Origin of the sequence: Lysinibacter cavernae (assembly GCF_011758565.1) — a bacterium.
Lineage (GTDB): Bacteria > Actinomycetota > Actinomycetes > Actinomycetales > Microbacteriaceae > Lysinibacter > Lysinibacter cavernae.
In genome coordinates, this window is the sequence record NZ_JAAMOX010000001.1 from 1,368,964 (window position 1) to 1,383,163 (window position 14,200).

Consider the following 14,200-nt stretch of genomic DNA (forward strand, 5'->3'; position numbering starts at 1 on the left):
AGCTGAAGACATGAACTTCATCACGCAGTTGAAGCCAGCGGAGACGGCGGCAGATTCATTCACGGAGGTGTTTGGCGACAGCCTCATCATTTGGGCGATTCTTGGGGTGGAACTCTTCTTCTGGCTGTTTTTGATTGGTGGGCTCCTGGCCAGGTACGTTTTGAAGCGCCGACGCCTCAGTACCGTCCTACTCATTGGCGTGCCGGTGCTCGATCTGGTCTTAGTCAGCCTGGTTGTGATCGACCTTCACGGCGGGGCAATCCCGAATATGTCGCATGTGCTTGCCGTCCTGTACCTCGGATTCACGGTTGGCTTTGGACACAACATCATTACCAAAGCAGACGCGTGGTTCGCGGTACGTTTTGCGGGGGCCACACAACAGGTCCGCCCCAAAAACGGCCCAGCCTATGTGCGGGAACAGTGGAACGACTGGCTGCGAATGCTGACACTCTGGGCGATCTGCGTGCCCGTGCTGCTCATCATGAAAACGCTGACAACCGGTTGGGGCGACGTTGAGCTCACGTTTGCTGGCATCCTCAACGGAGACGGGTTCGACCATCTGTTTTCGACGGCCCGCATCCTGACCATCGTGGTCGCCATCTGGTTTGTTGCAGGACCGGTGTATGCGGTGCTATTCCGATCGGCACCAGAGCAGCGTGAACAGCGAGAACAGCGTGAACAGCGAGAACAGCGTGAACAGCGTGAACAGCGTGAACAGCGACGATAGCCGCAACACCGATGCATCGCACGATGTCACCAGGTGCACGCTCAAACGACCTGTCGGGCACGCAACAATGCTCATGAGATGCGCAAGTCTGCGCTTCTCATGAGCATTGAGCGTTTATTCGGAGGCTACTCGGCCCTGAATGCCGTCACCAGGCGCGCGAGCTCTACAAGCTGCTCGTTCACCCTGACGCTCGCCGTGCCGCCAATACCTACTCGGCTGTTGACAGAGCCGTCAACGGTGAGCACGTTGCGAACGTCCGCGGTCAGATGCGGTGATACTGAGGCAAGCTGCTCGTCGGTCGGCTCATGCAGTTCGAGGCCGCGTTCTTCGCAGAAACGAACAAGTTCACCAGAGATTTCGTGGGCATCACGGAAGATGACACCCTGCTTCACGAGCCACTCAGCGACATCCGTTGCAAGGGAGAAACCCTGCGGCGCAAGCTCAGCCATTCGCTCGGTATTAAACGTGAGCGTGGCGATCATGCCGGTGAATGCTGGAAGCAGCACCTCAAGCTGGTCGACCGAGTCGAATACCGGTTCTTTGTCTTCCTGCAGGTCGCGGTTGTACGCAAGCGGCAGCGCTTTGAGCGTGGCAAGAAGCCCGGTGAGGTTCCCGATGAGGCGACCAGATTTTCCTCGCGCAAGCTCCGCAATGTCTGGGTTCTTCTTTTGCGGCATGATCGACGAACCAGTCGAGAAGCTGTCGTGGAGACGAACGAAGTTCACCTCCCGCGTTGCCCAGAGGATGATCTCCTCCGAGAACCGAGACAGATCGATACCGACCTGGGCGAGGATGAACGCAAACTCCGCAACAACATCGCGGGCGGATGTTGCGTCGATGGAGTTGTCACAGGGAGCGCCGAGGCCAAGTTCGCTCGCGACAAGCGCAGGGTCGAGGCCGAGCGAGCTTCCAGCTAGGGCGCCAGCGCCGTACGGCGAGCGTGCCGCACGTACTGACCAGTCACGGAGTCGGTCAAGATCGCGCACCAGCGGCCACGCGTGGGCGGCGAGCTGGTGGGCGAGCAACACCGGCTGCGCGTGCTGGAGGTGTGTACGACCAGGCATTGTGGCGCCAGGATGCGCGGCGGCCTGGCCAACAATAACCTCAATGAGGTCAACCAACAGGCCACGGATGACGGCCTCATGATCAATCATGTACAACCGAACAAGCGTCGCGATTTGGTCGTTACGGCTACGTCCGGCGCGGAGCTTCCCACCAAGGTTTGCACCGGCGCGCTCAACAAGCCCACGCTCAAGCGCGGAATGAACATCCTCATCGCTTTCGGCTGCCACAAACGCCCCAGACACAACGTCTGCACGAAGAACCTCAAGCGCATCATGCATCGCCGTGAGCTCATCTGCCGTGAGATAACCAGCCGCGGCGAGGGCCGTTGCGTGGGCCTTCGACCCGCTGATGTCGTAATCGGCAAGCGCCCAGTCGAACTGCGTTGACTTGCTCAGGCGCTGCAGCGCGGGCGACGGGCCGTTCGCAAAGCGACCGCCCCAGAGCGCGCCGGCTTCTGCGGCCCGATTTGTCGGGTTCTCTGGGGTGTTCTGTGCTGCCGTCATAGTGTGTCCTGCGCTTTTGAGTAGTGGCCGGCTGCCCGGCGGTGAATCAGATGAAACGAGTGAGCGAACGCAAAGGGGCGGTCCTGCACGACAGGAACGCCCCTAGTTCACGTTCGCCCGACGATGGTACGGGAACAGCATCCGCTGATCGTCCCGCACCATGAGCGGTTCACGACGTTCGTGACCTACTTGATGTCGTTGCCCATGGCAAGATCACGCTTCGCGGAGATCTTGCTTGGCAGCGAGTGCAGCTCGATGAAGCCCTTTGCAAGTGACTGGTCGAAGGTGTCACCGGTGTCGTAGGTGGCAAGGTCGAAGTCGTACAGGCTCTGGTCAGAGCGGCGACCGGTGACGGTGGCCTTTCCGGCGTGCAGGTTCATGCGAACCTCACCGGAAACGTAGCGCTGCGTGTTGTCGATGAAGGCGTCAAGCGCACGCTTGAGACCGGAGAACCACAGGCCGTCGTAGACCAGTTCGGCCCACTCAGCCTCGACGCGGCGCTTGTACCGAGCAACCTCGCGCTCGATGGTGAGGTCTTCGAGGTGCTCGTGTGCTTCGATGAGGGTGAGGCCAGCAGGCGACTCATACACCTCTCGGCTCTTGATGCCAACGAGGCGATCCTCAACCATGTCGAGGCGTCCGATACCCTGGTCTCCGGCAAGCTTGTTAAGGATCTCAACGGCCTGCAGCGGCGTCACCGGCTTGCCGTCGATGGCAACCGGAACACCCTGGTCAAACGTGATGGTGACCTCGGTTGCCTCGCGCGGGATTGAAGGATCCTGCGAGTAGGTGTAAAGGTCTTCAATGGGGGCGTTCCAGGGGTCTTCGAGGAAGCCGGTCTCAACGGCGCGGCCCCAAACGTTCTGGTCGATCGAGTACGGGCTCTTCTTGCTCTGCTCGATGGGCAGGTTGTGCTCGGCCGCGTAGACAATCGCCTTGTCGCGGGTCAGCGCAAAGTCGCGCACGGGCGCAAGCGAGATCAGGTCAGGGGCAATCGCTGCCACGGCCGCCTCAAAGCGAACCTGGTCATTGCCCTTTCCGGTGCAACCGTGAGCCACGCTGTCAGCGCCGTGCTCCTTGGCCGTCATGGCAAGGTACTTGGCAATGAGGGGACGGCTGAGCGCCGAAACCAACGGGTAACGCTTCTGATACATGGCGTTGGCCTTGATGGCGGGCACCAGGTAATCGTTTGCGAACTCATCCTTGGCGTCAATGACGACCGACTCAACGGCACCACAGTCGAGTGCTCGCTGGCGAACAAGTTCCATGTCTTCGCCATCTTGGCCAACATCGATGGCCATGGCGACGACGTCTTTACCCGTCGCATCCTTCAGCCAACCAATACCAACCGAGGTGTCGAGTCCACCTGAATACGCAAGAACAACGCGTTCCGTCATTGACCAATCTCCTGTGTTTGTGAGTCTGTTTCAAGTCTACTGTGCGGTCTGGGTGTGGTGCGCCGCACTCGCGCCCCCGTTTGTTGCCCCGAGTGGGGCGAAGCAGCGCGTCTGACCGTTCGTCACGGCCGCACCACGAGGGTGTTGCCGGTTACTGCTGATCAAGCAACCAGGTGAGCAACGCCTTCTGGGCGTGGAGGCGGTTCTCCGCCTCGTCCCAGACCACGCTCTGCGGACCATCGATAACGCCAGCCGCCACCTCAAATCCGCGGTACGCGGGAAGGCAGTGCAGGAAGATCGCTTGATCGTTGGCTTTTCCGAACAGCTCTTCGGTTACCTGATACTCAGAGAAGATGCTGATGCGCTCGGCCTTTTCGTCCTCTTGCCCCATCGACACCCAGGTATCAGTGATGACGACGTCTGCGCCGGTCACGGCTTCGATCGGATCTTCGCCGATCCAGACGTCGACGCCAACGGTGTCAGCGAGGGCAAGGGCATCCGCAACATATTCGGGCTCTGGCTGGTAGCCGAGGGGGCCGGCAATGCGGACGTTCATGCCGGCGGTCACTCCGCCAAGCAGGCATGAGTGCGCCATATTGTTCGCGGCATCGCCAACGTACGCCATGGTGAGCCCTGCAAGCTGGCCCTTGTGCTCGCGGATGGTGAGGAGGTCGGCAAGGATCTGGCAGGGATGGAAATCGTCCGACAGCGCGTTCACAACAGGAACCGTCGTTCCCTCTGCCATTTCTTCAAGACCGGACTGCGCGTAGGTGCGCCAGATGATTGCGCCAACCATTCGCTCAAGCACCCGAGCGGTATCGGCGATCGACTCTTTGCCACCCATCTGACTGCTCTGGCTGTCGATGATAAGCGGAACACCGCCAAGGTCGGCGATGCCAACGGCAAAGCTCACGCGCGTGCGGGTCGACGTCTTGTCAAAAATGACCGCAGCGGTCTGCGGCCCTTCGAGGGGTCGTCGCGAGAAGCGGTCGGCCTTGAGCGCGAGTGCTAGGTCAAGGACCTCAGCCTGCTCGCTGGGAGAAAGGTCGTCGTCACGAAGAAAATGCCTGGTCATCATACCTACAATACTCGGTGGGCCGCGCGGGCCGTCAAACAGGAAATGGGGAAAACGGGTGCCTCACCCCTCCTCAGCAGAAAACGAAGATGGGTGAGGCGCGCGTCAGGCCGAACGTGTCTCAGGAGTGGGCAGAGGACAACGCCTCGGCAAAGATGCTGAGGAACTCCTCGATTTCCGAGTCGCCAATGATGAGCGGTGGCGCGAGGCGAATGGTCGAATCATTCGGGGCATTCACGATCAGCCCGCGTTCAAGGCACGCCTGGGCAACTGCGGCAGAAATGGGAGAGCCAAGCGCGATGCCGAGCAGCAGCCCCTTGCCTCGAACACCTTCGACGAGGTCGGAGTTCAGGCTAAGGATGCCGACACGCAGCTGCTCGCCTCGCTTGGTAGCGGCATCCACAAGCCCCTCGGACTCAATCTCGCTGAGCACCGCACCGGCGACGGCCGTCGCAAATGGGTTGCCGCCAAACGTTGAGCCGTGGAGGCCAGGCGCAAAGAGCTGCGATGCTTCGCCGACCGTGACGAGGGCCCCGATTGGTACTCCCCCACCAAGCCCCTTCGCAAGGGTAAACGCGTCAGGCACGATTCCCTCGTGCTGGAACGCAAGCCATTTGCCGGTGCGGCCGATCCCCGTCTGAATTTCGTCAATGATGAGCAGCGCGCCGGCGGCGGTGGTGAGTTCGCGAGCACGCTTGAGGTAGCCATCTGGAAGCGGGTGAACGCCCGTTTCTCCCTGGATAGGCTCGACGATGAGCGCGGCAACTTGATCGCCGTTGATACCGCTCAGCGCGTGTTCGAGAGCCTCGATCGTCGCCGGGATATGCTCAACACCGGCCGGCATCGGCTCGAAGGGAATGCGCATGGCAGGCTTGCCGGTGAGCGCGAGGGCACCCATCGTGCGCCCGTGGAATGCATTCTCCAGCGCGAGGATGCGCGGGCGTCCTGGACCGCCGTGGAGCCGTGCCAGCTTAAACGCCGCTTCATTTGCTTCGGTACCGCTGTTGCCAAAGAACACCCGCCCCGTCTCCCCGATCTCGGAAAGACGAATGATGTGCTCCGCAAGTTCGATCTGCGGGCGCGAAGCAAAAATATTTGACACATGGATGAGGGTGGCGGCTTGCGTGGCTGCCGCCTCGACGACAGCTGGGTGCGCGTGGCCGAGTGAGTTGACCGCGATTCCGGCAAGGAAGTCGAGGTAACGTTTGCCCTCCTCGTTCCAGACGTGGCAGCCTTCGCCACGCACGAGAAGTTCTTTGGGGATGCCGAATGTGTTGACGAGCGAATGCTGATATTCGGACTGCCAGGTGGACGGTGATGACGGAGCAGATGACACGGTGAATCCTTCTTGTGATCGTAAACGGATGAACGGGGGTGGCGGCTAGAAGCTAGCCGTTCGTTCGTCGCTCACGCTCAAGCTGAAGTTCAGCGCGCTGGGAGTTGTAGACCTCTGTTCCGATTCCGCGCGAGGTGAAGACCTCGAGCAGGATGGAGTGGGCAACACGACCATCGATGATGGCGGCTTTTTCGACGCCGCCGTCAACCGCATCTAAACATGCCGTCATCTTTGGGATCATGCCTGATTCAAGCGACGGGAGCAGCTCGCGCAGTTCCTCAGCTTCGATTGTCGAGACGAGTGAGGTCGTGTCGGGCCAGTCGCTATAGAGACCGGCGACATCGGTGAGAATGACCAGTTTGGCTGCGCCGAGGGCAACGGCAAGGGCCGAGGCAGCGGCATCGGCATTCACATTGAGTGAGCTGCCAGGAACGTCACGATCTGGAGCAATCGACGAGATAACCGGGATGAGACCGGCTTCGAGCTGGGCGAGTACGGTTGCGGGGCTCACCGAAACAACGTCGCCTACAAGACCAAGGTCGACGGTTTCGCCATCGATCACTGCCGTTCGCTTTTGGCCCTCGAAGAGGCCGGCATCCTCACCGGACAGCCCGGTCGCAAGCGGGCCGTGCTCATTGATCTGGCCAACCAACTGCGGGTTAATCTTGCCGGTCAACACCATGCGAACGACATCCATCGCCTCGGGAGTTGTCACCCGATATCCGCCGCGGAACTCGCTCTGAATATCAAGACGGTCAAGCATTGCCGAGATCTGGGGGCCTCCGCCGTGCACAACAACGGGTTTGAGCCCGGCGTAACGCAGATACACAACGTCCTCGGCAAAGGCGCGAGTGAGTTCTTCGCTCACCATTGCGTTGCCGCCAAATTTGATAACGATGATCTGGTCACGGAAACGCTTGAGCCACGGAAGCGACTCGATAAGAACTTCGGCCTTCAGTGAGGCCTCGGCCTGGTCAAGTGCAGGGGTATTAACACTCATCAGCTTGAGTAAGCGCTGTTCTCGTGCACGTATTCCTTCGTGAGGTCGTTGGTGCGGATGGTTGCGGTTGCGTCGCCAGATTTAAGGTCGATGAGTACCGAAACGTGACGTGGAGTGAGGTCAACCATTTCTCGAGGCTGATCGGGCTCGCCGGCATGACACACACGAACGCCGTTCATGCTCACATCGACCGCATAGGGGTCAAACGTCGCATCGGTTGTGCCGATTGCGGCGAGTACCCGGCCCCAGTTTGGGTCGTTTCCGTAGATCGCGGCTTTGAAAAGGTTATTCCTTGCGACCGAGCGGCCAACAACTTCGGCGTCGTGCTCGTCCTTCGCATGAATCACTTCGATGTCGATGTCATGGCTTGAGCCCTCTGCATCGCCCTGGAGTTGGCGGGCGAGATCTGAGCAGACCGATTTGAGCGCCTCGATAAAGTCGGCGAGAACCGGGATAACCTCTGAGGCACCGGATGCCATGAGTGTCACCTGGTCATTCGTCGACATGCACCCGTCGGAATCGAGCCGGTCGAAGCTCAGCCGCGTTGCCTCGCGAAGGGCATGGTTCAACTCAACCGAGCTGAGATCAGCATCGGTTGTGATCACTACGAGCATGGTGGCGAGGCCGGGGGCAAGCATGCCTGCACCCTTCGCCATTGCGCCGATCGACCATCCGTCACCCGCATAGGTTGCCGTCTTGGCCACCGAATCGGTCGTGAGAATCGCGAGCTGCGCGCTGTCATCGTCTTCGCTCAGCGCCTCGACTGCCGCAGGCACGTTATTGATGATCTTGTCGCGGAACTCCTGGTCGCCAACGCCGATGAGGCCGGTAGAACACACCAGTACATCGCCAGCCGAGACGCCAAGCGCATCAGCAACGGCCTCAGCCGTCTGATGGGTGGTCTGGAATCCAAAGGAACCGGTAAAGCAGTTGGCCCCGCCTGAGTTCAGGATGATCGCCGAAACGACGCCGTCGGCAATGACGCGTTCGCTCCAAATGATGGGATTCGCTTTGGCCCTGTTGCCCGTAAACACGGCCGCAGCCGAGTGTCGCGGCCCGAGGTTCTGGACGAGGGCAAGATCTGGTTTGCCGGTGGACTTGAGGTTGGCAACAACCCCTGACGCCCGGAATCCGGAGGGAACAGTTACGCTCACGGTGCAACTCCATCTGTGCTCAGGCCGGTTGTCTCCGGCAGTCCAAGTGCGATATTCGCCGACTGAATGGCGGCACCGGCGGTGCCCTTGACCAGGTTATCGAGAGCGGCAACAACGACCACGCGTCCGGCATCCTCATCGACGGCAAGCCCGATGAGGCAGGTATTTGCGCCGAGGGTGTCTGCTGATCGAGGAAATTGGCCGGCAGGGAGGACATGAACGAACGGCTCGCTTGCATAGGCGAGTTCCCAAGCTGAACGCACATCTGCCTCGGTCATTCCCGGTTGCAGACGTGCCGTCGAGGTCGCAAGAATACCGCGCGACATTGGCACAAGCACTGGAGTAAACGAGACCGTAATGTCGTCCCCGGCACCGGCGCCTCTGAGTGCCTGCTTAATCTCTGGGATGTGTCGGTGCGTGCCACCGACCGCATACGGATTTGCGCTGCCCATCAACTCGCTACCGAGCAGGTGAACCTTGGCGCTCTTGCCTGCGCCAGAAGGGCCAACAGCAAGAACCGTGACGATATCAAACGCTTCAATCACATCGGCGGCGATACCCGGCGCGAGGGAAAGCGCTACCGTGCTCGCGTTGCAGCCGGGGGCCGCGATACGAGTCGCGCCAACAAGGTTGTCGCGCTGCTTTCCGGAAACGGTCAGGAGCTCAGGGACGCCGTATACCCACGGCTCTGCGAAATCTCCGCCGTAGAACTCATCCCAGTCTGTTTTGCTCGTGAGACGGTGGTCTGCGCCACAATCGATGGCGAGCGTCGATGCGCCTAGCTGTTCAGAAAGCGCACCAGAGGCGCCGTGCGGAAGAGCAAAAAACACCACGTCGTGCCCGTCAAGCACCTCAGCAGTTGTTGGCTGTAACACCAGATCGGCGAGGGACCTGAGGTGAGGCTGCACATCGCCAAGTCGCTGCCCAGCGTTGGAGTGGGCAGTTACGGTCGTCACGGTGAAGTTGGGATGCGCGGACAGGAGCCGAAGGACTTCGCCTCCGGCATATCCGCTCGCACCCGCTACAGCTACTGAATAGGTCACAGAATCAATCTACTCGGGTTCGTGAGCTCATAGCGACACGGCAAAGAATCTGGGCAGGCGAAATCGTCAAGGAGGGGGGATACTCGTGGGGGGGTCTCATGCGGAGCGGCCAGTCAGGGCTATGCTCCTCGTCGCGGCCGGGTCACAACCCGGCTCACGATGCACATACGCTACCGAAAAAGGCCTTCTGGCATGCGCTGGAGTCGGTTGACCCACATCACAATGTCATCAAGCGGGACGGACAGCCGCAAGGCCGCCTCTTCATCGGTCAGCTGCCCCAACAGCACCTTCAACGTCGTCTCAATTCGGTCTTGCGTTGTGCGCTCAAAGCGCAGACGGCTGACCGTGAGTTCTGTTGTTCGGTGCTGTGGAGTTACCTGACATACGCCACCCGCTGCAACGTGAGAAAAATGCACACGTCGTCCTTTCGTTCATGGGGGGGTGGGAACACAAAATATACCTTTTGCGGACTCCAAGAACCCCTACATGTAGGGGTTTGTTGTCGAATATGCAAAAAGTTGAGCAGTGTTTACCTGCTCATATATAAAGACCCGAAATAGGGCAAAACATTACGGGGTTCTGCAATATTCGCTCGCATTTTTTGAGTTCATTCACCCGTAAAGGACATCGAGCAGACACAAAAAACGGCTCCTGCCGCATACAACAACTGCAAACGCGGTTGAGTGCACGGCAGGAGCCGGAGCATCGTAACGGTGTTACTCCCTGAGCACTGCGGCAAAGCGTTCTGTGGCAGAGGCAACGCCAGCCAGCTTTGCCTCATTTGCCTCAGCCGCAGTCAGCGTGCGGTCAGGGGCGCGGAAGCGAAGAGCAAACGTCAACGACTTCTGGTTCTCCTCAAGCCCGGCGCCTCGATAGTCGTCTACGAGCCTTGCCTCCTCAAGGAGCGAACCAGCGCCCACAATAATGGCGCTCATAACGTCACCGGCTGGAACGGACTGATCCACAATCAATGACAGGTCCTGCGTCGCCGCTGGATACGACGAAATCGGAACGTATTCGACCTCGCGCCTGGAGGCATCCATCAGGAGGTCAAGGTTCGCCTCGACCGCCGCGATGCGGTGCGGCAGCTTCAGTTCTTCGCCAATAGCTGGCAGAAGCTCGCCAGCGTATCCAGCGACAACCTCAGCGCCGTCGATCGTGACAACAAGTTCTGCCGTGCGGCCTGGGTGGAAGGCCTGGTGGGATCCCTGGCGGACCGTAATATCGACGGCAGCGGCAAGCTCAAGCTGACGGACAATATCTAACGCGTCAGTCCAGTCAAAGAACCGCTGCTGGATGCCGGCCTGTTTTTGCACGGCAGCGCCTGTCAACAGCGCAGAGACATAGAGCGGCTGCGGCGGGATGCTTGCGTTCAACGCTGCGAGCGTCTCGCCTGACGGAAGCACACCAAGTGCTGGCACCTCAACAACCCCGTACTGAGCACCAGGCTCTGGCAGGAAGACCGCTCCGAGCTCGTACAATGCCAGGTTGGTCAGACCACGCGACTGGTTCCGCAAGACCGTCTGCAGCAGACCAGGCAGCAACGACCGGCGCAACAGGCCAGCTTCGCTGTCGAGTGGATTGGCAAGCTTGATCGACGGCTGCACTCCCGCTTCTGGGGAGCCGTACTGGGCGTTGGCCGCCGCTGATACAAACGGGTAATTCAAGACCTCGGTTGAGCCAGCCGCCGCCAAGGTGTGAGCGACCGAGCGACGCAGCTGCTGCGTGCGCGTCAGTCCACGCCCTGGGGGCGCAATCGGCAGCACCGATGGGATGCGGTCATACCCAACGATTCGGGCAACCTCCTCTGCCAGCGCGGCGGGGAAGGTCAAGTCTGGACGCCAGGACGGCGGCGTCACGCTCAACCCACCATCGGCATCCGCCACAGTCGCACCGATGGCCGTCAGGGTGTCGCGAACCTCGGCATCGCTGAAGTCAACGCCGATCAGCCCGGCGATAAACCCGTCAGCCAAGAAAATCGGGCTTGCTGACTCGCTGCTTGCAAGCACCGAACCAAGATCGTCGGCAGTTCCACCGGCCAGCTCGACCAGCAGGTCAACCACGCGCTGGGCTGCTGCGATCGATACCAGCGGGTCAACGCCTCGCTCAAAACGCTTTGAAGCTTCGCTTGGCAGTTTGTGACGCCGCGCGCTTCTGGCAATCGTAATCGGGTCAAAAACGGCGGCCTCAACGAGCACGTTTGTGGTCGTATCGCTGATCTCCGTAGACGCGCCGCCCATGACTCCGGCGAGGCCAATGGCCCCAGAATCATCGGTAATCAACAGGTCTTCGATATGCAGTTTGCGCTTCTGATCGTCGAGGGTGACAAGGGTCTCCCCCGCTGTGGCGCGGCGCACCGTAATGCCACCGGTGAGTTTGTCGAGGTCGTAGCCGTGAATGGGGTTGCCGAGCTCCAACATGACGTAGTTGGTGATGTCAACGACCAGCGAAAGCGAACGGATGCCCGCGAGCGCAAGGCGTGTCGACATCCACTGCGGCGTTGGCCGTGTTGGGTCGATGCCACGAACGACGCGAGTGACAAAGACACTAACGCCGTTCTTGCCACGAAGCGGCGCCTCATCGTTCACAACCACGGTGAAGCCAGCGGCATCCGCAGGGGTGACGGCATGCGCCGGATCGCGGAAGGCAGCCCCGGTGGCGTGCGAGTACTCGCGGGCGATGCCGCGGATAGAGAACGCGTAACCGCGGTCGGGCGTGACGTTGACCTCGATGGCGGACTCGTCTAGGCCAAGCAGGGCCTTCGCATCCTCGCCAACCTCGGGGTCAAGACCGATCTCGGAGAGCACAAGGATGCCATCTGACTCGTCACCGAGGCCAAGCTCTTTGGTAGAAGCAATCATACCGTCAGACACGTGACCGTAGGTCTTGCGGGCGGCGATGGCAAAATCGCCGGGAAGGACCGCGCCGGGAAGGGTAACAACAACCTTGTCACCCGGCTCAAAGTTATGGGCGCCACAGACGATGCCACGAACATCCTCGCCACCGTCGGCGGCCTGCTGGCCCTCCGGCGCAACCCGAACCTGGCACCAGTTGATGGTCTTGCCGTTTGACTGTGGCTCTGGCGTGCGCTCAAGGACCTGACCGACCACAACTGGGCCGGTAACGCCTGAGCGGTGGATGTCTTCTTCTTCAAACCCAACGCTCACGAGGGCAGCATGCAGCTGCTCAGGGGTGACGTCTGCGGGCAGGTCAACGTATTCAGCCAACCAGCTGAGAGGAATGCGCATGACTAAATAACCGTTCCAAATTGTGAGCTAAAGCGAATATCTCCCTCAACCATGTCGCGCATGTCGTTGAGGTCATTGCGGAATTGCAGGGTGCGTTCGATGCCCATACCAAAGGCGAAGCCCTGGTACTCGTTGGGATCAATGCCGGCGGCCAGCAGCACGTTGGGATTCACCATGCCACAGCCACCCCACTCAACCCAGCGGGCGCCACCCTTGGCGTTTGGCTGCCACACATCCATCTCGGCGCTCGGCTCGGTAAACGGGAAGAAGTTAGGGCGAAGTCGAATCTTGGCTTCTTCACCAAACAGCTGACGCGCAAAGTGCTCAAGCGTGCCTCTGAGGTGCGCCATTGTCAGACCCTTGTCAATGGCGATGCCCTCAACCTGGCTGAACACTGGCGTGTGCGTCGCGTCAAGCTCATCGGTGCGATACACGCGGCCGGGGGCCACTACGTATACGGGCAGCTCACGCTCGAGCAACGCCCGAACCTGCACAGGCGACGTGTGCGTGCGCAGCAGCAGGTGGCTTTCGACGGGGTCGATAAAGAATGTGTCTTGCATGGCGCGTGCAGGATGATCAGGTCCGAAGTTAAGCGCGTCGAAGTTGAACCACTCGTTTTCGAGCTCTGGTCCCTCCGCGATTTCCCAGCCCATGCCAATAAAGATGTCGCCGATTACCTCTTGGAGCGCGGCAAGTGGGTGGCGGGCTCCAGCGCGCCAGCGCGATGGGGCCGCGGTCACGTCAACGGCCTCTGCCGCAAGCTTCGCGCGCTCTTCTTCTGCCTTGAGCACTTCTTCGCGGGCCGCAAAAGCCTGGTTCACACGACCACGGGCCTGGCCAACGAGCTTGCCCGTTGCGGCTTTCTGGTCGTTAGGAACGCTTCGCAGCAGCGCGTTGAGCTGAGACAGCGGAGAAGACTCCCCCGTGTGAGCTGCGCGCAACGCTTTGAGGTCGGCAAACGTCGTGGCCGTTTCGAGAGCGGCCAGGGCTTGCGCGGTGGCGGATTCTACGGCTTCTTCGGTAATTGGGTTGGTCTCTGACACAAGAATCAATGCTACCGGAGAATGCGCGAGGAGCTCGAGGCGCCTCAGACAGGTGAGGACTCGTTGGGGAACGAAAGACAACCACTGGTGGCACGCACCCAACGCGTTGTCGCGCAACTCGGGTTGACAGCGGGAATGGGGTGCGCGTAGGGTTGCCACCGCAGCACCTCGTTAGGCGAGGCTCCTGCACGAACACAGGCCACTGATCTGACGACATCGAGAGATGCCCAAGGTTAGGACAGGTCTCCCCGGTTTAAGGGGTTACCCAAAGTGGCTTCCAAATGCGATCAGCAATTGGATACGTCGTGCAGTGCCAAAGCTCTTACATGGAGGCGCTAGGTCAGCATGGCGGGTTCATACGAACTCGCGCGTTGGTCGCCCAACACATTCGCAGAAATGTGCATCCCGTTCAGACGCTTGCGCCTGAAGGTTGAGCGCCCATCAGGCTTCCTAGCGAACAGCCGCAACCAGTGATGCCACGCGTTGACTCCACCGGTTGCCGTTGTTGCAGCCAACATACGTTGGCGAATAATCAGGAAAAACGCGCCCAACATTCCTCGACCGAAGGAGGTGGATCCACTGTGGATGACCCGCATAGTTGCTCATTGA

11 protein-coding genes and 1 riboswitch are annotated in these 14,200 nt (G+C 60.2%); of the genes, 1 reads left to right on the top strand and 10 read right to left on the bottom strand.

The genetic code is table 11. The features are described 5' to 3' along the window. The first annotated feature begins 10 nt into the window (after positions 1 to 10). On the top strand, positions 11 to 727 hold the full coding sequence (locus FHX76_RS06160; protein WP_167148931.1) for a hypothetical protein: 717 nt from the start codon (positions 11 to 13) through the stop codon (positions 725 to 727). Between the two features lie 125 nt (positions 728 to 852). Here FHX76_RS06160 and argH read toward each other — a convergent pair whose 3' ends face one another. The 10 genes from argH to pheS form a co-directional block, all read right to left on the bottom strand. After that, entirely contained in the window at positions 853 to 2,295 is a 1,443-nt protein-coding gene (gene argH / locus FHX76_RS06165) for an argininosuccinate lyase (protein ID WP_167148933.1), read from the bottom strand. 185 nt (positions 2,296 to 2,480) lie between these two features. Next, complete coding sequence (locus FHX76_RS06170; RefSeq protein ID WP_167148935.1) at positions 2,481 to 3,692, bottom strand: argininosuccinate synthase; 1,212 nt, start codon at positions 3,690 to 3,692, stop codon at positions 2,481 to 2,483. 151 nt (positions 3,693 to 3,843) lie between these two features. Beyond that, the gene (gene argF, locus FHX76_RS06175; RefSeq protein WP_167150386.1) at positions 3,844 to 4,767 is read right to left on the bottom strand and encodes an ornithine carbamoyltransferase; all 924 of its coding nucleotides are present in this window, start codon (positions 4,765 to 4,767) and stop codon (positions 3,844 to 3,846) included. A gap of 121 nt (positions 4,768 to 4,888) precedes the next feature. Continuing rightward, on the bottom strand, positions 4,889 to 6,103 hold the full coding sequence (locus FHX76_RS06180) for an acetylornithine transaminase (protein ID WP_167148936.1): 1,215 nt from the start codon (positions 6,101 to 6,103) through the stop codon (positions 4,889 to 4,891). A gap of 52 nt (positions 6,104 to 6,155) precedes the next feature. Continuing rightward, positions 6,156 to 7,103: an acetylglutamate kinase gene (gene argB, locus FHX76_RS06185; protein WP_167148938.1), complete on the bottom strand. Its 948-nt coding sequence runs from the start codon at positions 7,101 to 7,103 to the stop codon at positions 6,156 to 6,158. Further along, positions 7,103 to 8,257 carry a bifunctional glutamate N-acetyltransferase/amino-acid acetyltransferase ArgJ gene (argJ, locus tag FHX76_RS06190; RefSeq protein WP_167148940.1) on the bottom strand — a complete coding sequence of 385 codons (1,155 nt, stop codon included), beginning with the start codon at positions 8,255 to 8,257 and terminating at the stop codon, positions 7,103 to 7,105. Before argJ ends, argB begins: the two co-directional genes overlap by 1 nt. Beyond that, positions 8,254 to 9,300 (bottom strand): N-acetyl-gamma-glutamyl-phosphate reductase, encoded by a 1,047-nt coding sequence (argC, locus tag FHX76_RS06195; RefSeq protein WP_167148942.1) that lies wholly within the window; start codon positions 9,298 to 9,300, stop codon positions 8,254 to 8,256. The genes argJ and argC overlap by 4 nt, the downstream gene beginning before the upstream one ends. A gap of 170 nt (positions 9,301 to 9,470) precedes the next feature. Next, positions 9,471 to 9,716 carry a hypothetical protein gene (locus FHX76_RS06200; RefSeq protein ID WP_167148944.1) on the bottom strand — a complete coding sequence of 82 codons (246 nt, stop codon included), beginning with the start codon at positions 9,714 to 9,716 and terminating at the stop codon, positions 9,471 to 9,473. A 300-nt stretch (positions 9,717 to 10,016) separates the two neighbouring features. Beyond that, on the bottom strand, positions 10,017 to 12,548 hold the full coding sequence (gene pheT, locus FHX76_RS06205) for a phenylalanine--tRNA ligase subunit beta (RefSeq protein ID WP_167148946.1): 2,532 nt from the start codon (positions 12,546 to 12,548) through the stop codon (positions 10,017 to 10,019). A gap of 2 nt (positions 12,549 to 12,550) precedes the next feature. Then, entirely contained in the window at positions 12,551 to 13,591 is a 1,041-nt protein-coding gene (pheS, locus tag FHX76_RS06210; protein WP_167148948.1) for a phenylalanine--tRNA ligase subunit alpha, read from the bottom strand. 160 nt (positions 13,592 to 13,751) lie between these two features. Beyond that, a riboswitch (M-box (ykoK) riboswitch) is annotated at positions 13,752 to 13,930 on the top strand. Positions 13,931 to 14,200: the final 270 nt, after the last annotated feature.